The following is a 24,441-nucleotide window of genomic DNA, read 5'->3' as shown; positions in this document are numbered from 1 at the left end:
CGATCGCCTGAAAGTCGGCTCGATCGAATCCATGACGTGGCGATCTACTGACTCCTTTAAGATACAAGGGGCGGGTTTTACCAACAATAATTGCCTCAAACCCATAATCTCCTAAACCCGCCCCCACCCAACCAAAATTTATCCCAATTGTAGGGGCGGGTTTTACCAACAATAATTGCCTTAAACCCATAATCTCCTAAACCCGCCCCCACCCAACCAAAATTTATCCCAATTGTAGGGGCGGGTTTTACCAACAATAATTGCCTTAAACCCATAATCTCCTAAACCCGCCCCCACCCAACGAACAATCAAAATTTAGATTTTATGGTTGCACAAAAGTCGGATTTGATGTTAATTATTGGCGGTGTACGGGCGGGTTTATATGAATTGTTTGTAATCATTAAATATTGTTGGTAAAACCCACCCCTACGCAATTTATCGATCGCGATCGCGATCGAGCATTTGAGCTATATCGGCAGGATTTGGCAGCCGAATTGTAGCATACTCTTGGTGAAGAATATCAAAAAAACTATTGACTTTTTTCTCAAAATGTGCAAGTCTAAAGTTCTGACTGCGTTGCTGTGCACCAGCTTGAAGTTCTGCTAGCAAATCAGGATTAACAATTAGTTGATGTGAACGCTGGCAAAGTTCCTCAACGGTATTGAACACAAAGCCCGATCGCCCATGTTCGACAATTTCCGGTTGGCCGCCGCCGTTGAAAACAATCGGAGCACAACTGTTGTGCATTGCTTCTACAGTCGCCATCCCGAAATGCTCAAATCTTTGAGGATTGACTTCACCCAAACCGCAGCCGTGCCAAAATATGCTTGCTCTAGCATAAAGCGATTTTACCTCATCGAAGTCAACATTGACTTTTAGCTCGATCGCCCTTGAATCTTGCTTCAATAAATTCTGAACAGTCTTTAAATAAGGATTTTTCGGAATGCTGCTGCCCACTAAAATTAGTCGCCATCCTTGAAAATCTTCGGGATAATCCGCTAGCAAACTGCGGAAAGCTTTAATTAGTTCAATTTGCTTTTTTGTTCCCCCAGCTTCAAACTGTCCCACCGCCAAAATTATGTTTTCTTTCGGCACTTTAACGGTTGCCATTTCCACGGGCGGATAAAGCAGAAAAGTTGGCTGTAGGTTCCAGCGTTTTTCCAGCCACTTGACGGTAAATTGACTGTTGGCAATAATGAAAGTGTAATCATCGACAGCAAAGTGACGGTTGCGGAAGGTATTGGGAAAGTGACAGAAAAATACTGAAATTGGCGACAGTGGTTTAACTTTTTCCAGTTGGTTCGCGTTGATAAAAATATCGTAGTTTTTGCTTTCTCTGGCAATTTCATCAAAGGGATTTTCCATATCTTCCACGATGATGCTGGAATCGATGCACTGCATTCCGCGTTTCTCGTAAAACGCCAAGGGCATAATTTTAATTTGGCATCCTGAAAGGTTGAGTCCGTACCACGATTCTAAGTCGGAAACAGCAACGGGTTTGTTGGCGATAAAAGTAATGTCAAATTCATTTTGCAGCAGCGAGGCGAGGGTAGCGACGTATTTTTGGCCGCCACCAATAAAATGCAGTCCGTGATCGTAAATGGCGATCGACATTTTGCGATCGCCCCGAACCACCTGCAATCGAGATAAAATGCGATCGATCTTCAGGCGACTGTAAATCACCGCCAACTTTTCCGACAACTGCGGCAATACAGTTTCGATGATTTCGGGTTTCTGATAATCTAGCAGTTTTTTAATCGCTACAAATAAACTCTCGAACAGCAAATCGTACTGCTTATGAGTAAAAAAATCAGAAGTATGAATTGAAGATACTAATTGCAACGGTTCATGTTTTGCCAAATACAAAAAACGATTGCGGTTGCAGAAATACTCGGTAAGTTTGCTGCCTTTACTCGAACCCCGATACTCGTGATGGGCGATGGCGGCCGGAGTATAAAGCATTTTCCAACCGCGTTTGTGGCAGCGTTTGGCAAACTCTACATCCTCAAAATACATCACAAAATCTTCATCTATCGGCCCCACATCTTCGAGACATTTCCTGCGAAAAAGCACCGCCGCCCAACAAAGCCCTTCGACTTCCCGTTCTGTATCGTACTGTCCCGCATCTTTTTCGCCAAAGCCGACATCTTGCCAATAAAAATTAGGTAATTGCTGAATACCTGCGCTGTTAATTCGCCCGTCTTTAAACAGCAATTTGCCGCTGGTCGCCCCTACTTCTTTATTAGTTTCTAGCCGTTTTACCAGAATCTCTAACCAGCGACTGTCAAGGGTAGCATCGTTATTTAGAAAGCCGATATATTGCCCTTTTGCTTCGCTGATGCCGAGGTTGAGGGCTTTAGCAAAGTTGTTGGCCGTATTGACAAAAATGCGAACTTTGGGAAATAGTTCGCGCAGGGAATTAACGGAATCGTCTTGAGAACAATTATCAATTACAATTAAATCTAGTTGCGATTCGGGATACGCAAGTTTTTGTAGAGATTTTAAGCAATCTTTGGTGTGGCGCAGACCGTTATAGTTGACTATAATTAACGAGCATATGGGCAGTGCAGTCATTCGATTTTAGATTTTAGATTTTAGATTTTAGATTGAGGAATTTAAGGATTGAATAATTTTCTATTTTCGATTTGGGATTGAAGAATTGAAAATTTGAAGAATTGAAAATTTGAAGAATTGAGGAATTTTTGATTGGGAATTTAGGCGTTTAGATTGAGGAATTGAATAATTTTAGATTTTTGATTGAAGCATTGCTCTCGCGAATAAATCTGGGGCCTTGCGACCAAATTATTTTGGGTCATCTTTGATGCTTTATTTTTGTCGATCGAGCAATTGAGCGGTAATCTTCTCTAAAATAGCAGTATGTTGCTGCTGCACTGCTTTAATTTGCTCTATTTCAGACTGAAAAGTTGCGATCGCTCTTTGTTGAGTCTCAAGCTGTGCTGTAACTTCGGGATATTCGCTGCTGAATTCCGATTCAATTTTTTCAAAGAGAGTTTGTTGATTTTCTTGCAATTGTTGCAATTGTGTGCTTAAGGTATGCACGACGCGGGTATTAGCAAAATTGTAAATTACTTGTCGTTCGAGTACCGGTCTGAGCAATTTTCGGACTATTTTCCTAACCACAATGACTGCGGAACCGAGTCGCCTTTGGTAAGAGGTAATGGGGATGTTATAAATGTCGAAACCTGCCTTTAAAAGGGCGATGTCTTCGTCATCTTCATTTTGGGCGATGGCACTATTTTCTATTCCCAACAGCGACAGCTCAGCAATACCAATTCGCGGCTCCAAAGTTTGTCGCAATTTATTTATTATCTGTTGAGTTGGTATTTCTTCGTACTCCAAACTGTCTTCTCCTTTAAATGTAAGTTACGCCGTGCCCACCCTTAGTGCCAGCTTAAGACTGAAACCATGTCTAAATCGGGTTTCTATCCGAGTCTCGATCCCCCTAAATCCCCCTTAAGAATGGGAGTAGGGGTTGACTTTGAATAGTCTTGTCCCACCCCCTACTCCCCTTATTAAGGGGGGTTAGGGGGGATCGGGAAGACTGTGGAAAGAAGACAGTAGACTCGTAGTACCGACACTTTTTTGCTAACAAATGCTAACAAACATATAAGTTGAGAGAATCTCTCAACAAAGGCGTGTCAACCAATGCCTCGCCCGTGAAAATCCCGCGAGCACCATTTAGATCCCTATCCATCTTCAATCCGGTGGCTGCGGACTTAATAGTTCTAGCTCCACCTAAATGCTTGACAATTTCACCCGTCCACGACACCGTTTTAGAAGTGTAAGCTTCGTTGCAGTCAATCACGAGTTTTGAATTTTCCCAAGCTTTCCACTTGAGAAAATTCTTAAATTCGTAATGGCTGAGAGTCAACATTTGTCTCACCGTTTTGTTTCTCAACTTACGGCGCGACTTGGACACCATTTGAGAAGTCTCGAACCTAGGCAGCAAGATTACATCAAAATGATCAACTAAAAACTTAGCTACTTTGTGATGCAACTCTCTGACCAAATTCTTGATTTTGCAACGAAGCCTGCTGGCTGCTTTTTTGAATCTTCTTTTTTGCCGACTGGGGGCTTTAGATATTTTCGATACCAACTTGTCTAACCGAAAACACAATTTCTGGATGTACAAATTAGAATCATTTCCGAGCCAGCCATAGGAATCTTCAGAGAAAAACGTCATGAACGTGCGGACACCGGGGTCTAAGGCAACTAACCGACCTTGTTTATCGGTCTTGGTTTGTTGCACTTCTTCAGAAACAACTAGGTAGTATTCCCCGTAAGCGAGAGTCAACCTTCCATCACTAAAATTTTTAGGCAAAGATTCTGTTAACTGACACTTACCTAAAATGGAATGGTAGACACCGCAGTCTTTTATAGATGCTTTTGGCACATAGATAGACTGTTTTGTGTCTTTTCTACTGCGAAATTTGCATTTGCGGAGTTGGCCATCTTTTTTGAAACCCTGCTTAGCCGCCTTAACTGCTGAGCAAGCATCTTTGATGGCAATCGATTTGATCTGGAAAGGTACAGGTTTTGCCCATTCTGGCAAACTGTTAAGTATTCCAGTTTTGAGCGTCATCCAGTTAGCTTTTGTGCCTGGTTCTTGGAGGTATTTGATGGTCGTGTTGTAGACAAAACGACTCACTCCAAACCACTGCTTGATTAAAGCTTTTTGTTCAGGATTTAGGAATAGACGGATCTTCCTTGATCTTCTTGCTGTAACTTCGCCGGGAGTGCATTCTGCAACTGAAGACGTGAAGGATGGCGAGAAGATCGCTTGTGAGTTCGGTTTCCGGGCAGTGAACAGTTCGGTCAAGAACCACGATTTGTCCACCGTTTTGCCCGGCCATGAACTCGAATAGTTCAAATCCGAACCTGCACAATCTGTCGCGACAGGCAACAACAATCGTGAGCTGTTCGCCGCGCATAAATCTGACCAGTAAGGCTTGCAGTCCTTTTCGCTTAAAGTTGAGTCCCGACCCGATATCTTGGATGATTTCGGCGTCGGGGTATTGCTGTCGCAGGTCGTCAACTTGTCGAGCGAGGTCGTCTCGCTGCTTGGGTGAACTGACGCGACAGTAGCAAACAACGGTAGTTCTAGCTGCACCGCGCTGGTAGGACTCGACATCGTAGAGTCTTTGCCCAGCTTCATTTTTGATGCTTTTGATTTTCCCGGAGTCTGCATATCTTCTTAGGGTGTGTGGATGCAAGCCCAGAAATTCGACTGCTTTTCTGAGTGGTACATAAGCCATGTAGCCAATAGTAGCATACATTAGCAAAAGTAAGCAAATACTTTACTGTGCGTCAACCTTTGAGCTTAAGTTGACACAGATACATTGCTCACCTTACCTCGAATCAATCGCACAACCTTCTCCTTCCTATTTAAGCTAACTCAATTTGACTGTCATCACCAATCAGAAACCGCAGAGCTTTTGGACGAGCCGGCGCATTTGTGAGTTGAGCTCGCTGCCCGATCACGCTGTCAACAATTCGCTGGTGAATGCCAAGTATTTTCGCCCCTTGTAATATTACACTGTGTTCGATATCAGCATCAATCATCGTCACGCGATCGGCAATACTGCTGTAAGGCCCGATAAAGCAGTTTTCAATGCGGCAATTTTCCCCAATTACCACTGGCCCGCGAACTGTAGAATTAATGATTTCCGTTCCTTCGCCTATTTGCACTCGCCCGATAATTTGACTCTTGGTGTCTACTTTTAATTCAGTTGAAGCTACGATACGGCTATCTAAAATGATTTGGTTTGCACTCAGCAAATCGTCTTTTTTACCCGTATCCAGCCACCATCCCTCTAAATTGCAGGCTTCTACCTGTTTTTCCTGATTCATGAGCTGTTGAATAGCGTCTGTAATTTCCAGTTCGCCACGGGCCGAGGGTTGAATTTGATCGATCGCCTCGTGAATAGTAGGAGCAAAAAAGTAAATTCCCACCAGTGCTAAATTCGATGGCGGATCTTGTGGTTTTTCTACTAACTCCAAAACTCTGCCTTTCTCATCAACTTTTGCCACACCGAAAGCAGAGGGATTGGGAACTGGGCGCAGCAAAATCAGAGCGTCTAGTTTCTGCTTGTTAAAAATCTCTAAAAACGGATCTAACTGATTCTGAATTAAGTTATCTCCTAAATACATAATAAACGGAGAATCGCCCAAAAATGGTCTGGCAACTTTTACCGCATGAGCGAGCCCCGCCGGCTTTTCTTGCAAGATATAAGTAATTTTGGCCCCGAAGCGAGATCCATCTCCTGTTTTCGTCTTCACCTCTTCCCCGGTTTCGGGACTAATAATAATCCCAATATCCGTAATCCCAGCCGCCACAATTCCTTCAATTCCGTACCACAGTATCGGCTTATTTGCTACAGGAACCAACTGCTTAGCACCCGTATAGGTGAGGGGACGCAAGCGTGTTCCTTTACCGCCAGAGAGGATGAGTGCTTTCATTGGGTGAACTCTGAGTTATCCTGTAGGGTTTGCATTGCTGGCTCGATTTGCCTGCACTTGTTCGCTCTCGTTGATTTTAAACCACCGCTACCGCGCTGGCAATAGTTGCCGTGTATCCTGATACAAATGATTTATTTTGGTCAAACTTTTTTATTCCTGGACGCACAAAGTGTCAGAAACCGGGTTTCTTGCTGGAGGAAGCAGCTAAAAGCTGAGGTTTTTTGTCAAGAAACCCCTTTCTTAAGGTTGTGAGTGCGCCAGTCCCGATTTAATTGCGTACCCTTTTAATAGCGACCGTATCGGGCCAAAAATTGACTACCATTATTGTTTTGATTTGTCAACCAAGCCCACATCTGATCGCCCAGACAAAAATGCCACCATTCGTTAGGATGTTGCTGAAAACCCGCACCTATCATCGCATCTTTTAATATTTTCCGGCGGCGGTGATATTCCTGTTTTTGCGGCTCCTTGCTATTACAAAAATAATCGGGATAAGAACGTTCTGATATTTCATCAATCGGAGAACCCATATCAATTTGCCGATTATTTTCATCCACTAAAGTTATATCTAAAGCTGCACCTGTACTGTGAGGGGGAGGCGTCGCGCGATCGAGGCTCGGTACTGCCCAAAATTGATATACGTGTTCTATAATCACTTGGCGTTTGTCTTCGGAAACCGGAAATTCGCAGCCTTGAGCTAGGGCAATTTGATTAAAAGTATAATCTACCATAAATTGCTGGACTTCGACCGGCCGATAAGCGTCAAATATCAGAATTTTCCAATTTTGATAATTTTGCTGTAGCTGGGTTTGAGCGGCGATTAAACTATCTACGACTCCTTGCCGCAAATAGTAAGGGGAATCTGCTTTGCTGTTGTCATAGGGTGCACCCAACTTTTGATAAGGGTGCGGCATTTCAAAGGCAAAATGTTCTGGTGGAATAGGGACTAAAGGTTCGCCGCATTCGTCGATCGCTATTTGGTGATATGGTTTCATATCAAGGTGTTCCCTTACTCTATAATTACTGATTTTATGTTTTGAATAAATCCATATCTGAGATGAGGGAAGCCGTCTGGAAGTACCCGGTGAAGGAATCTCAGCAGTTAGTACAAACAGATTATCCGTCAAAGGCGAGCGTTGGATCGCTGCGTTGAATTCTATTTTATTTCCAAATAGGTTGCTCAATCCCTGTGTGTGATCTCTACGGTAAAAAACTAAAAAATCAAAGATAACATCAGAATTCAAACGTTGCCGTGCCCCTGCATTTTAGGAAGATGTATTGGGATTTTGCTGGAGTTTTTGCAAAAGCCTGTAGAACAAAAAATATATCGCTACAGCGCTGATGATTAAGCATAACTTGTACATAGCTGAAGAATCATATATGATATTCTTGACATTTATAAGGAATGTATATTTTGAAGTGTAACCGCCGGGAAGGGAGGCTACCACCGTAGAATCGTTGGGATAGGGATTATAAGTACCCGCCAGAGATATTGCGATCGACATACAAGCAATAACTACAAAAAAGTTTTTCAGCAACCGCGAACTTCTAACTTGGTGTCCTATGTGGCTTAGTGGCAAACACAATATAAACAGAGGAGTGACAAACCACCTCACTCCATAGGAATAGCCACCATAATCAACAGTCCGTAATGTATAAAGTAGCATGAAAGCTACAGAGGCCGAAATGCCGTATAGGTATGGCGTTTTGTACGACCAATTTTTTTGTCTAAAAAATGCCAGAATACCCATAACTGAGAAGAACATTAGAGGAGTGTGCGAGAAAAATCCTCTATTGCCTAAATACAAAGTAAAGGCATACCTAAGCGCACGTAAAAAGCTCTTGTGTGTAGCTACTCCCGACAAATTTTGCTTGCTAAAGATAGACCCGGGATACTCCCACAATGCTGCATTCATTGCTGGCGGAACTATGCTGCCGGAGAGATACATATTTAAACTCAAATAGCTGATAATTAAAGGGATACATGAAAGTAAAAATAATCCGGCCATTTTGATTGATTTGGTTAACAAAAATACCAAATAAAATGGGATAAATAAAAAGCAGGTGATATCAATACTTCCCGCCATTGATACCCAAACCCCGCACAGTATAATACTATTTATATCCCTGGATTCAGCCGATTTCAAGAAATAGTAAAAGCTGACTATAATAAATACTGCACCCAGAATGTGGTTATTTAATGCAACTGAATAGGGTAAAATTAAAGTTGCACTCCCCGCCAAAAACGTTGTTAGGTTAGCCCAACTCTCATCTGTTTTAAATATTTTTAACAAAATTTTGTGGAAATAAACTAAACCTATACAAGAAAAAACTCCGACTGATAATAGTGTTATTAAATAATAAGTCAATGCAAAATGGTTTGAGAAATTAATAGCGATTACGTTTTTTAGTAGAAAGTAAACCGCAGCTCCCATAAGGGCTGGGAGTGGCGGTTTGTCTGAATAGAAGTGGTTGTTGTAAAAATACTTATCAACAGTAAAGAATCGAGAATTATCAAATTGAGAATTATCGATCGTAAAACTCTGATATTCTACCAAAGATTTAACTGTAGCCATCCTTGAAGCGTCGGCACTAGATTGAATGTCAAGTTTCGTAAGAAGAACCAGCAAAATCAAATTTATTACAAAAATTATGACATATTTGTTTTCTTTGATTTGCTCTAATTTTTCTCTAAGTCGCATCACTTTTTTTAGGTTTAATAGGATGGTGGATATACTCTTTCATATTTGCTAAAAAATGTCAAGCCCTATTGCTTTTTTGAGAGCAGGCATTTAACCTGCCCCCATCCACACTTTAGATTTGGTCGCAAGCCAGCGAAACCTCAACCTCAAGAGCCTAACTTTGGCGGTAAGCAACTACCGCATAAAATGGATCGCCGCTTGGTATTCGCAGCATTTGCATAAAACTCGGCAAGTTAGGCTTGCGAACAATTACTTCCGGCTTGCTAAATCCGGGTATGTTGGCTCCTTTGACAGAATCAAAGTAACCCTTGACTAATTCTACCCGATCGCCCTCGGAACCTTCCCGCCAAGCCGCGATCGCCTTTTGATAAAACATCCGGTTAGAAAAGCTCATAATTGCTACGCCACCAGGCTTCAAAATCCGGTGAATCTCGGCAAAAACCGCATCCGGGTGCTGCAAATACTGTACCGAAACGCAGTTGACAACCGCGTCAAACTCTGCATCCGGCAGTGGCAGTTGAGGATTTGCGTTCAAATTCTGCACAAAATAATGATTCAGTCGGCGATTCTTTGCCAACTCTTCTTGATTCAATCCGTGGCCTTCCACATGGGCAAATTGCATCTCGTCGGGTAGATGAGAAACCCAACTGCTCATCATATCAAAAATCCGAGTATTCGGTTTCAGCCGTTCCCGATACAAATCGGTTAGTTGCTGAATAAATCCATCGTCTACGTGAGTCACAAACCGGGGAGCGGAATAGAACAAATTGTCGTCGGTGTCGTCTAACTTGGTGCGTTGGTCGGGTGGAAGCAACATAAATTCCGATCGCGAACTATATTTACTCTTTCTAGTTTAAGAACAATAAGAATTGTTAACATATCCGGCAGAGGGCGGATTCCCGCTTTTAGCGTAGCAGTCGATCGCCAAAAAACCTGCTGCCACCCTTTGGGCTTGTGGCAAGAAGACGGTTTGCCGACTTCCAGCATTGGCGACAAACTGCAACAGGTAAGCGGGACGCTGACAGGCGCGATCGATCGCATGGAAGAAACAGGCCTAGTCCGCCGGGAGATAGAAACTCGCATTTGGCGCATTTGGCTGACAGACTCAGGCAGGGAACAGCAAGACGTATTGCCCCCGCTGGTAGCTGAAATCCGAGCTCGACCTGTCGAGGGCTTTTCAGAGGCAGATCGACAACTTTTTTTCCAACTGAGCGATCGGGCGATGTCAATCTTTCCTAAACCGGCAAATTAATCTTTTGAGTGAAGTGCAGCAGCATCTAACTCAACTATAGCAATCCTAAATCATTCATGCAGATATGTAGGGGCGGTGCCCCCGTGCCCGCCCTCCGAAAAATGGGGCAACCACGGGGAGTAGGGGTCGGATTGCCCCTACAAGAATTATGCAAATGATTTAGGATCGCTATACATTAAAAATAACCGTAAAATACTACGCACTCTTAAAAAAAGCAGGGCAACAGTCCTACACGAATATCACCGCACTCGCCGGACAAATCGCCCGCAACTCCTTTGAATTCGGGCAGCGGCTGCCGCCGGAAACTCCGTCAACGGCGATCGTCAGTAACGATTTGTGGATAATTGCTAACTTCAAAGAAACCCAACTGGCAAGCCTCAAATTATGCCAACAAGTAGACATCAAATTAGATGCTTTTGGTGGTACTAAGTTTGAGGGTCGTCTCGATAGTTTCTCCCCGGCTTCTGGCGCTAAATTTTCCTTATTGCCTCCCGATAATGCTACGGGCAATTTCACCCAAGTTGTGCAGCGAATTTCGGTAAAAGTTGTGTTTGATGCCGAAAGCGTTAAAGGCTATGAATCGCGGAGTACACCGGGAATGTTTGCTAGGGTAAATGTTGAATTGAAATGAGGGAAGGCACGACACGGATGTTGACACGGATACACGGATGAGTTGAGAAGTCGGGGATTTGATTTGTTTCGGTTCGCGGGCGACTAGCAGGAGAAAACCCCGATTTTTTGGAGAAGTTTGAGAAGTTGGAGAAGTCGGGGATTGGATTTTTTTCGGTTCGCGGGCGATCGCCCTTGCAATATCATCTTAAAAAGTTAGGTATCTGGTAGTGAAAACGAAACCGAAATCTCGTTCACCAGCTAGAAAACGGGTTGTTGCTTTGTGATGAGTGGCGATCGATTCAAATCGGAAAAATATTATTGCCAACAAAACACCTCTATGGTATACTAGAAGATTGTGAATATTAATCAAAAGTAAAGTAACAAGCCGGGAGAAATCAAAATGACACAGCAAACCCTGCACGGAACCAGCCGCAAAAGAAAAAGAACATCCGGTTTTCGCGCCAGAATGCGTACCGCAACCGGTCGATTGGTAATCAAAGCTCGCCGCAGCAAAGGTCGCCACCGCCTCGCAGTCTAGCACTGCATCAAGGTTGAGAGGCCTCAACGATCGCCCTACGCCATGTTGCCCGATACAAACCGACTTAAGCACCGAAAAGACTTCAGCGCCGTATACCGCAAGGGAATGCGCCGTAACTCGGCCCATTTCAGCTTAAGAGCTCTGCGTAAACCAAAAAGCGCCGACTTTGCGAAACCGACAGCCGAAAAATCCTTGCAGCCAACTCGCACAGGCATTTCCATCAGCCTGAAAGTCAGCAAACGCGCTGTAGTCCGCAATCGGATTAAGCGTCAGATTCGGGCAGCTTTGCGACAGCTATTGCCCCGATTAAAATTCGGGTGGGATTTAGTAATTGTCGTGCGTCCGATCGCACAAGAGTGCAATTATGCAGAAATTCTGCAAGAATTAGAGCAGTTGTTGGTAGAAGCCGAGGTACTAGATGGGAATTCGAGAGGAAGTATATTATGAAGGCGGCCCCGCGCCGGGAGACTTGATCCTCAATTTACTCCTGGGGCTGACTGTGGTGGGAATCCCCCTAGCAGTAGGAGCAATTGTCCGGGCTCTGTGGCTGCGGTATCGGATCACGAGCCGCCGAGTGTCCGTAACTAGCGGTTGGATGGGGGGCGAACAGACAGACGTTATCTACTCAGATATAGTCAAAATCGTCACAGTACCTCGCGGTTTCGGGACTTACGGAGACATGGTGCTCACCATGAAAAATGGCAGCCGCTTGGAACTCAGAGCTATGCCGAAATTTCGAGCAATGTATGACTACATTAACGAAAAACTGCCCGCAGCCGCTCAAAAAGCAAACGCGGCCCAAGCTAAATAACCGAACCGCTTTCACCCTGATTAGAGGCCCAATTCAGTGCGAGTATTGGCAAACTCATTACAACAAACCCGCAGACCGGGCGGTCGATCGACGGGCAATGTCCTAAGATAGAGACAAAACCCTAAAAATTGAGGCGGCTCGCCTTCAGCGGGTAAAAATAGTTCTCAACAGCAAACATAGAGCACCTAAATTAACTCAAAGCGAATGGATTTCGGTATCTCGTTTCTCTCCAACAACCTCATGCTCCCGATCCTAGATTTTTTCTACGGGATCGTGCCAAGCTACGGTTTAGCGATCGTAGCACTGACGCTCGTGATTCGCTTTGCTCTTTATCCTCTCAACGCAGGCTCTCTTCGCAATATGCGGCGCATGAAAGTAGCGCAGCCGTTGATGAAAGAGCGAGTAGATCAAATTCAAAAACTCTATAAAGACAATCCTGCCAAACAGCAGGAGGAAATGAGCAAAGTATACAAAGAATTTGGTAATCCTCTAGCAGGATGCTTCCCGTTGGTGCTGCAAATGCCAGTGCTGTTTGCACTGTTTGCAACGCTGCGGGGTTCGCCGTTTTCTGACATAAATTACAGCGTCAACGTTCAAGTTTTGCCCAAAGAACAAATCGAAACTGTTCAACCGCAAGCTTTTGCTACACCGCCCCAAAATATTTACGTCACAGGTACTTTTCATGCTCCTGTTGTGGGGGTAATTCCAGGCGGCGACAAACTCGCAGTCGGCGACACAACCAAGATAAATTTTCAAACCCCAGAGGGCAAACCTCTCAAAGTTTTAGCGGCAGAAAATAAGAGCGAAATCGACTTTGAACCGGGCTGGAAAGTCATCAAAGGCGAAGAACTCGTCAAGGTAGATGAACAGGGCAACATCACAGCCTTAGCGCCCGGTGAAGCCACAGTTCAAGGCACAATCCCCGGATTGGCTAGTAACAAAGGATTCCTGTTTATTGAAGCTCTAGGCCGCGTGGGCGCGATCGACTCAGACGGTACAATCCACTGGGATATTTTGGTAATGATCCTGGGCTTCGGCATCAGTTTGTATATCAACCAAATCCTTTCAGGACAAGCACAAGGGCCAAACGACAACCCCCAACAGGCTACAGTCAACAAACTGACGCCAGTCATATTTTCAGGGATGTTTTTGTTCTTCCCGCTGCCCGCCGGCGTGTTGATGTATATGCTGATTGCTAACATCTTCCAAACTGTTCAGTCGTTCATTTTGTCGCGAGAACCGCTGCCCGAAAACCTCCAAAAAATAGTGGACGAAGCAGAGGCGAAAACCCAAAAAGAACAAGGATTAGATGCACTTCCATTTGAGCCCAAGCGTTCTAAGAAAAAGGCTTGACTTTAACAACAATGAAAGACTCTCAAATGCAGCGCGGACAGGCATGGTTAGAAGAATTGCTACAACTGTCCGCAATTCCTTCAAAAGTGGTATGCGAACAACAAAAAGATTGCTATTGGATGACAATAGATGAAAGCAATCTGACTCCAGAACAAGTTGCAATCTTAGTCGGGCCAAACGGTAATGTAATAGATGCCATTCAGTACCTCTGCAACACGGTTCAGAATATAGGTCAGGAAGTAGAGGAGTCAATTCCTTATACAGTTGAACTAAATGGCTATCGCATCCGCCGCCAAGAGGAATTGCGATCGATGGCAGAGTACGCAGCAGATCAAGCGCGATCGACGGGAGTGGAAGTTGAAATAAAATCCCTGTCTTCGGCAGAACGCCGTCAAGTCCACAGCTTTTTGAGCGAATGTGAGGATATAGAAACTTACAGTCAAGGACAAGAACCCGATCGGCGTTTGGTAGTGCGGCTGCGCTGACGCTAAAGAAGGAAGAAGGAAGAAGGAAGAAGTTAAAAAATAACTATTCCTTTTGACCTTTGAATTCAAGAAGTAGGAAGGCAAAAGATTATGGAGACAATTTATATCCCTCATCTCCTCACAAAAACTGAGCGGAAAGAGGTCATTGATTTTGAAGAATTTATCCCCGATTTAGAAACTCTTACTCCGGTGCGAGGGCGACTGCAAGTGAGTCACCAAGGGAATTATCTTGAGGTGAAGGCAAAAGCAGAAACAATTGTTACTCTCACCTGCCACAGATGCTTGAAACAATACAATCATCGTTTGGCACTCAACTCATCAGAACTAATCTGGCTCGAGGAAACAGCAAATCAAACAGATTCAAGTTCAGCAGAAATAGAAGTGGCTTTAGAAGATTTGGTGGAAAATTTGTCCCCAGGCGGCTATTTCTCTCCGGGCGATTGGGTGTACGAGCAAATGTGTTTGGAACTGCCGCACAAACAGATATGCGATACTGAATGTCCGGGAATTTCTTTAACTGATGATGCAAATACAGAAAGCACCGAAACAGTCACAGACAGTCGCTGGGCGTCTCTGGAAGCACTTAAACGGCAATTGCCTTAGTCAGTTGGCAGTGGGCAGTTGGCAGTGGGCAGTTGGCATTAGCTAATAAGAAATAACAAAGAACAAATAACAAATAACCACTGACAACTAACAACTAACCACTGACAACTGACTAATGACTATTTTTAGCGACGAGTTTGAACTACTGCTGCGATCGCGCTACCCCCTAATTTACATTCCCACACGGGAAGAAGAGCGCGTAGAAGCGGCGATCGCCCAAAGTGCCAAAAAACAGGGTTCTCGCGCCGTCTACATCTGGGATTTTGTTGATGGCTACCAAGGCAATCCCAACGATACAGGTTTTGGCAAGCGCAACCCGCTGCAAGCTTTGGAATTTCTCGAAAAATTGCCCGCCAGCGCGCCGGCAATTTTTATTCTGCGCGACTTTCAGCGGTTTTTGGAAGATGTCTCGATTTCCCGCAAGCTGCGGAATTTGGCGAGACTCCTCAAATCTGTGCCCAAAAATATTGTCATCGTATCTCCTCTAATTTCGATCCCGGAAGACCTCAGCGAAGTGATGACTGTTTTGGAGTTTCCCCTGCCTGCGGCAGCGGAAATAAAAATTGAGGTGGAAAGACTGTTAGGGGCTACCGGACAAGCCATTGAAGGGCGTTTGCTGGATGAAATGGTGCGCTCCTGTCAAGGGCTGTCGATCGAACGAATCCGCCGAGTTTTGGCAAAGGCGATCGCCACCAGAGGCGAACTCCATTCCGACGACGCGGAACTGATTTTAGAAGAAAAGCGCCAAACAATTCGCCAAACTCAAATTCTGGATTTTTACCCAGCCCGCGAAAATATATCCGATATCGGTGGTTTGGACAATCTCAAAGAATGGCTGTTGCGACGCGGCGGTGCTTTTACCGAACGAGCTCGCCAATACGGTTTGCCGCATCCCAGAGGTTTGTTGTTAGTCGGAATTCAAGGAACCGGAAAATCCTTAACAGCAAAGGCGATCGCCCACCACTGGCATTTGCCTTTGCTGCGGTTGGATGTCGGGCGCTTGTTTGCCGGATTAGTCGGAGAATCGGAATCCCGCACCAGGCAAATGATTCAGCTAGCCGAAGCTTTGGCCCCCTGCGTGCTGTGGATTGACGAGATTGACAAAGCTTTTGCGGGATTAGACGGTAAAGGGGATTCCGGGACAACCAGCCGGGTGTTCGGGACATTTATTACTTGGTTGGCCGAAAAAACTTCGCCGGTGTTTGTGGTAGCAACAGCCAACAACATCCAGTCTTTACCGCCAGAAATGCTGAGAAAAGGCAGGTTTGACGAAATATTTTTTGTGGGTTTGCCCAGCCAGGAGGAACGGCGGGCGATTTTTGAGGTACATTTGTTGCGGTTGCGATCGCACAGCATCAAAAATTACGATTTAGAGCGCTTGGCTTACGAAACTCCCGATTTTTCAGGGGCCGAAATCGAGCAAACTTTGATTGAAGCAATGCACATTGGGTTTAGCCAAAATCGAGACTTTACGACAGATGATATTTTAGAATCAGCTAGTCAGATGGTGCCCTTAGCCAGAACGGCTCAAGAACAAATCCAGTTTCTCCAAGATTGGGCCGCTGCTGGGAAAGCTCGCCTTGCTTCTAGATACGGCAGTTTGAGCCGCCGGATTCAAGGTTAAGCTTTTGAAGTCAGTAGTCAGTTGTCAGTAGCCAGTTGTCAGTTGGCAGTTACCAGATTTTACTCAACATTCAGCAGTCAACACTCAACAGTCAACTTTCTGCCTCCTGCCTTCTGCCTTCTGCCTCCTGCCTTCCATCCGTTAAATCCGTTACACAATCCGTTGCCGAACTTCCTTCATTTGCGGTTTTATGAACACTGTATATAGCGTTTTCAAATTTTTAGTGGGTTTTCTGCTCGCGATCGTCCTGATGGCAGGTGCTAGCGTGGCTGCTGCACTTTACTTTGCCGCTAAGCTAACTACTGTGCCCGAAAAACCTGTTTTTCCCAACGACAAAACAGCAGTTCAGGTTGCGGGCGCTGCGCCGAAGTCAACAGCCCAGGCTAGCCCTGTTTCTACATCTAGCGATGCCCCGTCTCCGAAACCGCTGGAACCGGGAGCTTACCGCGCAATGGTGACTCAGCCGATCGGCTTAATTCTCCGGGATACAGGTAGCCGAGACTCGAACCGCATTGGCGGTGTTGCTTACAAGGAAAGAGTCGTAGTTTTGGAAGAGTCGCCCGACAAAGAGTGGCAGCGAATTCGGATTGAGGATGGCAATCGCGAAGGTTGGGTCAAAGGCGGCAATACTGAAAGAATTGAGGGCGAATAGGATTTAGACAAAAAATATACTCCTCTGATTGTGGGGGCAGCGAAGCAATCGTAGTGTGCAGGTTGTTTACCAACCCCGGATTTTTTCCTGTCTCTGGTTTCATATCTCGATATACACATTTCTCACAAAAAGTCAAGTTAAATTTATTTACGATATTTGAGATTGCAGTTTGAGGGGCACAGATTGCGGGTGCGATCGCCCCTGCCCAATCCTGAATTGGACATAAAAGCCCAGCAGACAAAAGGTTTCAATAGCTAAAAGTCAACAGAAAAACTTGAACAAACATAAGTAAAACTTATGTTTTTCAGGAGAGTATGTTAAGAAAATTAGCAAAATTTTAAGGTTAGTTGCAAAACCCAGGCTGTTGTCACTGGCGCAGAGGCAAGAATGGTAGCTTGGATAACAAGATGTAAGTTTTCAGCTTAACAGCTACCAACAATAAAAAATATGTACGACAAACGTCCCGATCGAGATTTGGCGACTGCTGCTGTTACTGCGGCTTTGGGAGCTGGGGTCGTTACCTCTTTTGCGGTTAGCAGAGGCCAAAACCCGCTGGTAGCCATCGCAATTACTGTTTTTGCAGCGGGAGTAGCTGTAATTTGCGATCGTTTCGGCTTAATTTAAGCGATCGTCGATTTTTTAATACAAAGTCAACTTATCAAAAAATCCCCGCCCTATTTGCAACTAGCAAAAGTGGGGATTTTTAGTGGCTAGCTATTTGGTTAAGCAGCGGTACTTTCCTAGACGCACTCGCCACATGAAGAAGCTGCGTTTCTTAACAAAAAACCTGCGATTTCAGGCTCTTTACCCGACAACAAATTAAGGTGATGACAACCTGCGCCCAAGTCTTGTGGTAATTTCTGCGGCAGCCAGATAAAATATTAGCCAGCACTACCCCAGAACTTATTCTCTTTCGGCCTTAAAGGCTAAGACGTGCGTGCCTGCAAACTTTTTTGCTGAGTATCGCGCCTCTAGAAGCAGCGATGCTATCTTGGTTGTTACCTGTAATTATTATTGACGGTAAATTTTTTAGAAAAACGGGTGCTTCGCGCTTTCCCAGTAGAACTTAGCGTTGATAGAATCCAAGCCAAGCGTGCCAAAAATGATTTTTGGCAGTTTGTTCACACAACCCATCGACAATTTCACACTAAAAAATTATGGAATCTCTTGCTTACCTCGAACTTGCTCTTGTTTGCGAAGCACCCGCCGAGTCGAAAATTTTTGATGAGCCCAAGTGGCAAAACCTATCGAGTCAGACTTACGTCCGTTTGCTGTCTTTGGCTTTGATGCTGTCGGTTTTGAGTGCAGCCGGTTCGGCTTTTGCTCAAATAGATCCGGGATATCCAAATTTGCGCTCTGTTCAAGACAGGTTGCGGGAACTCGGTTATTTTCCCAGATCTTCGACAGGTCAACTCGGCCCGGTTACTCAACAAGCGCTGACTAACTTTCAGCGAGACTATCAACTGTCGCTGACTGGTAGGCCCGATCGAGCTACTGTGATAGCACTCAACAGTTTTGCCGGGGATGACGATCGACCTTTTAATACTATTAATACAAATTATCGGGAGCTGCGTTTTGGAGACGCGGGTGCAGATGTTTCAGCTCTCCAGCGCAGGTTGAAGCAGCTAGGCTACTTCAGCGCCCATCCCACAGGGAGTTTTCGCGAAGTTACTCAAAATGCGGTTAGATACTTCCAGCGAATTAATCGACTGCGGGTAACTGGAATTGCCGATAGGCAAACTTTAGCTTTGCTGTTTGGTTCCACCCGGCCAGTTCCCCCCGTTACGTTTCCGGGGGATATTTCGGGAAATGGCGGTTGCAAGGGGCTGCGGTTCGGGGACAGAGGGGCGACGGTAGACTTGATCCAGCGGCAATTAAAAGCTTTGGGCTATTTTGAAGGCGGCGTTGACGGCAAGTTTCGCGAACGCACTCTCTACGCTGTGACTCGTTTTCAGCAAGATTACAATCTCGTTTCTGACGGCTGCGCTGATACTGCTACTTTGACGGCTATCGATGCCCAGATGAGGCAAGCTGGAATTACCTCATGGACTGAGGAAGATGACCAAGAGAGTAATGGCGGAGATTTTCTGGAGTTGGGGGACAGAGGCCGACAAGTAGAATTTGTGCAGCGGCGGCTGCAAGAATTGGGTTATTACAGGAGCCAGATTCACGGTTGGTTCGATCGACCAACTCAAGCAGCTTTGATCCGCTTTCAGAGAGATAGCGGGCTGTTCGGGACTGGAAGAGTCGATCGCAGCACTCGATCGGCTTTGCGGCAAGGCAACAGGCAGGCAGCAGCGCCTGTGCCGCAAATCGCCACTGGTTTGCGACGGGGCGATACTGGGCCTGCTGTCCGACAACTTCAGTCTGCGCTCAGAAGTCTGGGCAAAAACCCCGGCCCGGTGAACGGAGTATTTGGAGCGGAGACCGAGTTTGCGGTGCTGTCGTTTCAGCAGGAACGCAATTTGTCACCGGCGACGGGTATTGCCACTCCGGCGACTTTGGCTGCGCTCCAAAATGGATTAGCTGGGCGGGTAGCTGTTCCTGCTGTTCCAATTAGCAGCAGTTTCAACTCTCGATCGAGCATTCAGCAATTACAAAGGCGGCTGCAAGACCTCGGCTTTTACACAGGCTCGATCAGCGGAGTTTTTGATACTCCGACGAGAGATGCCCTCGATCGAGCTCAGCGCAGTTACGGGGTCAGCAGCGACGATTTGTTGAGCCAAACTTTTTAGCCCCAGGCTTGCGGACGCTACATCAAAGAAATCGGGTTTCTCGTTTCCGACTCATTCCTGAAATGATGTATTTTTCTTAAGAAACCCGGTTTCCGCGTAACTGCGATCGCACTTGGGCTACCGATTTTTGTTAAAAATTGTAACAAGTCGTACTTGAAATGCGAAAATAGTGTAATGTCACTCGATTGAATCCGGGGCGCTGCTGCCGTTTTGGGCGATCGACCTCGGACAAGACCAATTGCTGGAAACCAAAGACGGCCATCCCATCCGCAAAGCTTCGTGGCACACCGTATGAATGGTTAGCTGGCAGTCTAGCAGGTGCAACCCAGACTTTTCAGCTTGCTTCATGCCAATTTTCAAAATCGAATCGTTGTTAAATTCGATCGTTCTGTTGCACTGAACGCAGACTAGGTGGTGGTGGTGATGCGGGTAAGGCTGGTTTATTTCATAGTGTTTGTGACCTTCTGCTAATTCGAGTTCGCGGAGGAGGCTCATCCTTGCCATTAACTTTAAAGTTCGGTAAATGGTGGACAAGCTAATGTTTTCGCCGCGATTTTTTAACAAAGTGTACAAATCCTCCGCACTCAGGTGATTGCCTTTGGGGAGGTTCTGAAACACGTGCAAGATGGTTTCCCGTTGGGGAGTCATCCGCCAGCCTTTGTCATTTAGTTCGGATTTGAATGAGGACGCGGTATAAAGTGCCATAGTGACCCTCTCAAGAAAGTCTGCCTATTGACAATAATACACAACGATCGAGATATTTTGCAAATATCGCAGCTTATTGAAAAAAGATTGAGGAAAAAATTTGGTTTTTGATATTTTTTGACTTTTAACAAGCTTTATGACTGAAAGCATCCAGGATACAAGCCCCCGAATTTATCCGTGGGGTCAATACTTCAATCTAAAATCTAAAATCTAAAATCTAAAATCGATTGACTTGCTGCAGAGGACAGAGAAGTGGTTTAGAAGTAAATATTGTTACTTCTGCCGAATGCCTCATGCCTTCTGCACAAGTGCCAAATGCCTTGCTCCCTGATTAATCGCGCTGACTGACCGGCCAAATTTAAGTCAGAGACTCTAGATAGTCGCGGACGCGGTTGCGACGCTTAGGTTGGCGGAGTTTTTGCAAAGCTTTGGCTTCAATTTGGCGGACGCGCTCGCGGGACAAGTCGAGGGCGCGACCGATTTCTGCCAGCGAATAGGGGTGTCCGTCACCCAAACCAAAGCGCATCAGAATTACATCTCGCTCGCGGCTGGTCAAATCTGCCAGCAGTTGCTGCAAGTCGCGGTGCAAAGCTTCTCGCATCAGCATTTCTTCTGGGGAGATGCTGTCGGTTTCTAGCAAGTCGCCCAACTCTGTATCTTTTTCGTTGCCCACTTTAGTTTCCAAAGAAACAGAACGGGGAACTCGCAGCAAAACTTCTCGGACTTGGGGCGCTGTCATGTCCAACTCGACAGCGATGTCTTCGATCGTAGCTGTCCGACCTTTTTCTTGAGAAATTTTGCGCTGGGCTTTTTTGATTTTGTTAAGTTTTTCGGTGATGTGGACGGGGAGGCGAATGGTGCGGCTTTGAGTGGCGATAGCCCGCGTAATCCCCTGCCGAATCCACCAGTAGGCATAGGTGCTAAACCGATAGCCCCGCGTCGGGTCAAACTTTTCTACAGCTCGCTCCAGTCCGAGAGTACCTTCTTGTATTAAGTCGAGCAATTCTAAACCGCGATTTTGATATTTTTTCGCCACCGAAACCACCAGGCGCAGGTTCGCCTTAATCATGTGGTCTTTAGCTTCGACGCCTTCAGCTTGAATTCTTTCGATCGTCTCGACCGTCATCTCGGCTAACTCGGCCCACTGGCGCTTGCCTTCGGACATAATTCGCTTGAGTTCTGGCACGTCACCGACACCGGCGGTTAATGCCCAGCGTTCCAAGGAAGGTTTATGTCCCAACTGTGCGGATAATCGATCGCGCACTTCAATTAAATGCACGAAGCGGCCAATTAGCCCTTCTTCCTGGGAGGCGACGGTGTTGCGTAATTCCAGCAATTTGATATAGCGCTGAACTTTTTGAGCTTCCGAGACTTCTTCGTCTCTACCCAAGAGACGAACCCGACCTATTTCTTGGAGGTACAGACGGACTAAATCTGTAGTGCGACGGTTGGCATTTTTTTGCAATTTGGCTGCTGGGTCTGCATCTTCTGTCTCTGCTGGGTCTTGGTCGAGCAGTTCGTCTCCAGCTTCTTCAGCATCTTCATCCAACACATCACCTTGCAAGGGATTGACTCGCAGTTGTTCGTCGAATTCAGCTTCAGCGTAAAAAGAGGTGGCTGGCATAGTGATTTTCTCAGTTGCTCCGGGTGAAAAGATGCTACGCTTAGCGGTTATTTATAATTAAGATGCCCATTTGGTTAAGACGAAGCATCACCGCTTTGTGTTTCTTTACTAACTTTTCTGACTTTTCTGCTGTTGTTCGATCGAACTTTTGCTGCCCCACTTGTTTTACCAAGATTCTGGAAAACGCTAAGAACTTTCTGATGTAACAGGTTGAAGCCCCGAAAAGTGTGTTGTACTTCTTTGTTTATGTAGCTAGTATAGATAGTGACTGGCTAGAAACAAGTGACGTTAGTCAGAAGTTAAGTTAATCTTCATCACCAATAACCTGGTTCCCGATCACTTCGGAAAATTAGCCATTTTTTTAATAAAACTTTATATAACTCGGCGCTCTTGATTAAATACGCTGTTGTGAGCGCAGAACTTTAATCCATTACAGCATATGAGCTTCAGAGTTGCTATAGTCCGCAGTACCGAGTTATTGACTGACGCAAAAACCGGGTTTCTTCCTCAAATTTCTGGATTAAAACCTAGAAGTTTGAGGAAGAAACCCGGTTTTGGGATCTCTTTTGCCTAAGTCGCGACTTTGAGGCGGCGATCGACCGATAATTGTTTTGCTGTTGGCTGCTGCTTCCGGGTTAACATCACGCCCAGAACGCCCGCATCCGAAACGGGGTCTTTTGCCCTGGGTCTGCATATAAAGCGCAAGTTTTTCCTCGCTGTTACCCGGTTGATAGGGTTTTAGCGAGAATGGTGCGATCGGGCGCGAGTCATTGGTAACAAGTTAAGCGAAGAAAGCATTGTCAATCAGCCATTATGCTCAACATTTACTCGGATTTTGGGCATAAAACTGAGATTTGGGCGATCGAGGAATCATGCCTCCCATGATATTTATACCTACTCCCTCTCAAATCGTAAATTTTCCACTCCTAAAAAAGCCGTTTTTTTGAGTAATATTACTGATTGACAAATGCAATTAAGTATTAAATTGTCACCAATGGGCGTGAGTCATTCGATTTTAGATTTTAGATTTTAGATTTGGGATTGACTTGCGCGAGATAAATTCGGGGGCTTAAGGATTTTAGATTTTAGATTTTGGATTGATTCCACGGATAAATCACGTGGCGGGTACCACCTTTGAAATTCTTGGTCAACTCAAATTAAAGTTGTTAGCGTGGGTAAAGTTTCATCAGTTCCCTCACCTGTTCGGCGTGATAGGAACTGCGAGTTAAGGGAGAAGCGACAACTTGCAAGAATCCCAAAGATTCGCCAAACTTTCTCCAAGCATCAAACTGTTCGGGAGGCACAAAGTTTTCGACGTTCAAGTGCTTTTGAGTCGGTTGCAGGTACTGTCCAACTGTTAAAATATCGCAGCCGACAGCCCGTAAGTCCTGCATCGCCTCCCGAATTTCGGCGTCTGTTTCTCCGAGTCCCACCATGATGCCGGATTTGGTGTAAACCCCAGGTGCGAGTTCGCGGCTTCGCTGCAATAGTTCCAAGGTGCGATCGTACTTTCCTTGCGGCCGCACCTTGCGGTAAAGTCGCTTTACGGTTTCGGTATTGTGGTTGAGTACCTCTGGGCGGGCTGCGAGAATAATTTCTAAAGCTTGCCAGTTGCCACACAAGTCGGGAATCAAAACTTCTATAGTTGTATCGGGCATCGCCGATCGCACTGCTTGAATGCACTCGACAAACTGAGACGCGCCCCCATCCGGCAAATCGTCCCGGTTGACAGAGGTAATCACGACGTGGTTGAGTTTGAGCCGCTGCACTGCTTGCGCCAATCTTTGGGGTTCTGTGGGATCTAAAGGTTGGGGCTTTTTCTCAAAATCGATGTCGCAGTAAGGACAGGCGCGGGTACAAGCCGGGCCCATAATCAAAAATGTCGCAGTACCTGCGTTGAAGCATTCGCCGATATTCGGACACGACGCCTCCTCGCAAACCGTATTCAGGGATAAATCCCGCAAAATTTCTTTGACGTTGCCGACGCGCTCCCACTGAGGGGCTTTAACTCGCAACCACTGGGGCTTAACTGTCACGTCTGTCTCCGCCTGAGTAGTGTTTTACAAATAATTATATACGAGGTTGCTAAATTTTTACTTGAATGTGATAAGCTTAAAATCTAGTGACTAATTTCGGGATGTAGCGCAGCTTGGTAGCGCACCTCGTTCGGGACGAGGGGGTCGCAGGTTCAAATCCTGTCATCCCGATTGCTTTTAACTCTTCACGGGTAACGGGTTCCAGATTTATTACCCTCTAGGATATTCC

24 protein-coding genes, 1 tRNA gene and 1 pseudogene are annotated in these 24,441 nt (G+C 45.6%); 13 read left to right on the top strand and 13 right to left on the bottom strand.

Features of this window, described 5'->3' with window-relative positions:
- The 9 genes from QUB16_RS02260 to QUB16_RS02220 all read right to left on the bottom strand — a co-directional run.
- The coding region (locus tag QUB16_RS02260) for a hypothetical protein (protein WP_333313705.1) at nt 1–190 on the bottom strand (190 nt) is incomplete at its 3' end.
- Nucleotides 191–435: 245 nt separating this feature from the next.
- Nucleotides 436–2,574, bottom strand: a complete 2,139-nt coding sequence (locus tag QUB16_RS02255; protein WP_333313704.1) for a glycosyltransferase — start codon at nt 2,572–2,574, stop codon at nt 436–438.
- Nucleotides 2,575–2,826: 252 nt separating this feature from the next.
- Entirely contained in the window at nt 2,827–3,360 is a 534-nt protein-coding gene (locus tag QUB16_RS02250; RefSeq protein ID WP_333313702.1) for a hypothetical protein, read from the bottom strand.
- A 256-nt stretch (nt 3,361–3,616) separates the two neighbouring features.
- Nucleotides 3,617–4,669 carry an RNA-guided endonuclease InsQ/TnpB family protein gene (locus tag QUB16_RS02245; RefSeq protein ID WP_445251089.1) on the bottom strand — a complete coding sequence of 351 codons (1,053 nt, stop codon included), beginning with the start codon at nt 4,667–4,669 and terminating at the stop codon, nt 3,617–3,619.
- A 31-nt stretch (nt 4,670–4,700) separates the two neighbouring features.
- Nucleotides 4,701–5,297, bottom strand: coding sequence for an IS607 family transposase (locus QUB16_RS02240; protein ID WP_333313701.1), 597 nt, complete (start codon nt 5,295–5,297; stop codon nt 4,701–4,703).
- A gap of 109 nt (nt 5,298–5,406) precedes the next feature.
- Complete coding sequence (locus tag QUB16_RS02235; RefSeq protein ID WP_333313699.1) at nt 5,407–6,480, bottom strand: glucose-1-phosphate thymidylyltransferase; 1,074 nt, start codon at nt 6,478–6,480, stop codon at nt 5,407–5,409.
- A gap of 284 nt (nt 6,481–6,764) precedes the next feature.
- The gene (locus QUB16_RS02230) at nt 6,765–7,475 is read right to left on the bottom strand and encodes a M15 family metallopeptidase (RefSeq protein ID WP_333313698.1); all 711 of its coding nucleotides are present in this window, start codon (nt 7,473–7,475) and stop codon (nt 6,765–6,767) included.
- Nucleotides 7,476–7,745: 270 nt separating this feature from the next.
- A complete protein-coding gene (locus QUB16_RS02225; RefSeq protein ID WP_333313696.1) occupies nt 7,746–9,182 on the bottom strand; it encodes a hypothetical protein in 1,437 nt (478 codons plus the stop codon).
- Nucleotides 9,183–9,336: 154 nt separating this feature from the next.
- Nucleotides 9,337–9,999, bottom strand: a complete 663-nt coding sequence (locus QUB16_RS02220) for a class I SAM-dependent methyltransferase (protein ID WP_333313695.1) — start codon at nt 9,997–9,999, stop codon at nt 9,337–9,339.
- On the opposite strand from QUB16_RS02220, the gene QUB16_RS02215 reads away from it, so the two are divergent.
- From QUB16_RS02215 to QUB16_RS02160, 12 genes are all read left to right on the top strand, one after another.
- Nucleotides 9,979–10,434, top strand: a complete 456-nt coding sequence (locus tag QUB16_RS02215; RefSeq protein ID WP_333313694.1) for a MarR family transcriptional regulator — start codon at nt 9,979–9,981, stop codon at nt 10,432–10,434. The two genes, QUB16_RS02220 and QUB16_RS02215, sit on opposite strands and share 21 nt — an antisense overlap.
- Nucleotides 10,435–10,615: 181 nt before the next feature.
- On the top strand, nt 10,616–11,065 hold the full coding sequence (locus tag QUB16_RS02210; protein WP_333313715.1) for an HlyD family secretion protein: 450 nt from the start codon (nt 10,616–10,618) through the stop codon (nt 11,063–11,065).
- A 381-nt stretch (nt 11,066–11,446) separates the two neighbouring features.
- On the top strand, nt 11,447–11,584 hold the full coding sequence (gene rpmH / locus QUB16_RS02205) for a 50S ribosomal protein L34 (protein WP_006632320.1): 138 nt from the start codon (nt 11,447–11,449) through the stop codon (nt 11,582–11,584).
- Between the two features lie 42 nt (nt 11,585–11,626).
- Complete coding sequence (rnpA, locus tag QUB16_RS02200; protein WP_333313693.1) at nt 11,627–12,031, top strand: ribonuclease P protein component; 405 nt, start codon at nt 11,627–11,629, stop codon at nt 12,029–12,031.
- Nucleotides 12,003–12,395: a PH domain-containing protein gene (locus tag QUB16_RS02195; protein ID WP_333057957.1), complete on the top strand. Its 393-nt coding sequence runs from the start codon at nt 12,003–12,005 to the stop codon at nt 12,393–12,395. The genes rnpA and QUB16_RS02195 overlap by 29 nt, the downstream gene beginning before the upstream one ends.
- A 204-nt stretch (nt 12,396–12,599) precedes the next feature.
- Nucleotides 12,600–13,748 carry a membrane protein insertase YidC gene (yidC, locus tag QUB16_RS02190; RefSeq protein WP_333313692.1) on the top strand — a complete coding sequence of 383 codons (1,149 nt, stop codon included), beginning with the start codon at nt 12,600–12,602 and terminating at the stop codon, nt 13,746–13,748.
- Nucleotides 13,749–13,759: 11 nt separating this feature from the next.
- Nucleotides 13,760–14,233: a R3H domain-containing nucleic acid-binding protein gene (locus tag QUB16_RS02185; RefSeq protein WP_333039170.1), complete on the top strand. Its 474-nt coding sequence runs from the start codon at nt 13,760–13,762 to the stop codon at nt 14,231–14,233.
- A gap of 90 nt (nt 14,234–14,323) precedes the next feature.
- The gene (locus QUB16_RS02180) at nt 14,324–14,836 is read left to right on the top strand and encodes a YceD family protein (RefSeq protein ID WP_333313691.1); all 513 of its coding nucleotides are present in this window, start codon (nt 14,324–14,326) and stop codon (nt 14,834–14,836) included.
- 115 nt (nt 14,837–14,951) lie between these two features.
- The gene (locus tag QUB16_RS02175) at nt 14,952–16,460 is read left to right on the top strand and encodes an AAA family ATPase (RefSeq protein WP_333313690.1); all 1,509 of its coding nucleotides are present in this window, start codon (nt 14,952–14,954) and stop codon (nt 16,458–16,460) included.
- 190 nt (nt 16,461–16,650) lie between these two features.
- Nucleotides 16,651–17,112 carry an SH3 domain-containing protein gene (locus tag QUB16_RS02170; protein ID WP_333313689.1) on the top strand — a complete coding sequence of 154 codons (462 nt, stop codon included), beginning with the start codon at nt 16,651–16,653 and terminating at the stop codon, nt 17,110–17,112.
- Between the two features lie 447 nt (nt 17,113–17,559).
- The gene (locus QUB16_RS02165) at nt 17,560–17,736 is read left to right on the top strand and encodes a hypothetical protein (RefSeq protein WP_006632312.1); all 177 of its coding nucleotides are present in this window, start codon (nt 17,560–17,562) and stop codon (nt 17,734–17,736) included.
- 533 nt (nt 17,737–18,269) lie between these two features.
- Entirely contained in the window at nt 18,270–19,847 is a 1,578-nt protein-coding gene (locus QUB16_RS02160) for a peptidoglycan-binding protein (RefSeq protein WP_333313687.1), read from the top strand.
- A 177-nt stretch (nt 19,848–20,024) separates the two neighbouring features.
- Here the strand turns inward: QUB16_RS02160 and QUB16_RS02155 are convergent, their stop codons facing one another.
- From QUB16_RS02155 to lipA, 4 genes and pseudogenes are all read right to left on the bottom strand, one after another.
- Entirely contained in the window at nt 20,025–20,552 is a 528-nt protein-coding gene (locus tag QUB16_RS02155) for a transcriptional repressor (RefSeq protein ID WP_006632310.1), read from the bottom strand.
- A gap of 358 nt (nt 20,553–20,910) precedes the next feature.
- Nucleotides 20,911–22,176: an RNA polymerase sigma factor SigC gene (gene sigC / locus QUB16_RS02150; RefSeq protein ID WP_333229877.1), complete on the bottom strand. Its 1,266-nt coding sequence runs from the start codon at nt 22,174–22,176 to the stop codon at nt 20,911–20,913.
- A gap of 520 nt (nt 22,177–22,696) precedes the next feature.
- A complete protein-coding gene (locus QUB16_RS02145; RefSeq protein WP_333313685.1) occupies nt 22,697–22,870 on the bottom strand; it encodes a hypothetical protein in 174 nt (57 codons plus the stop codon).
- A gap of 472 nt (nt 22,871–23,342) precedes the next feature.
- Nucleotides 23,343–24,218: pseudogene (gene lipA / locus QUB16_RS02140) on the bottom strand (lipoyl synthase); the annotation flags it as partial.
- Between the two features lie 91 nt (nt 24,219–24,309).
- Between lipA and QUB16_RS02135 the strand changes: the two are divergent.
- A tRNA-Pro gene (locus tag QUB16_RS02135) sits at nt 24,310–24,383 on the top strand.
- The last annotated feature ends 58 nt before the right edge of the window (nt 24,384–24,441 follow it).

Source organism: Microcoleus sp. D3_18a_C4, from assembly GCF_036702415.1.
GTDB lineage: Bacteria > Cyanobacteriota > Cyanobacteriia > Cyanobacteriales > Microcoleaceae > Microcoleus.
Note: the sequence above shows the minus strand (reverse complement) of the source record. Positions and strands in the feature narration are given on the sequence as shown.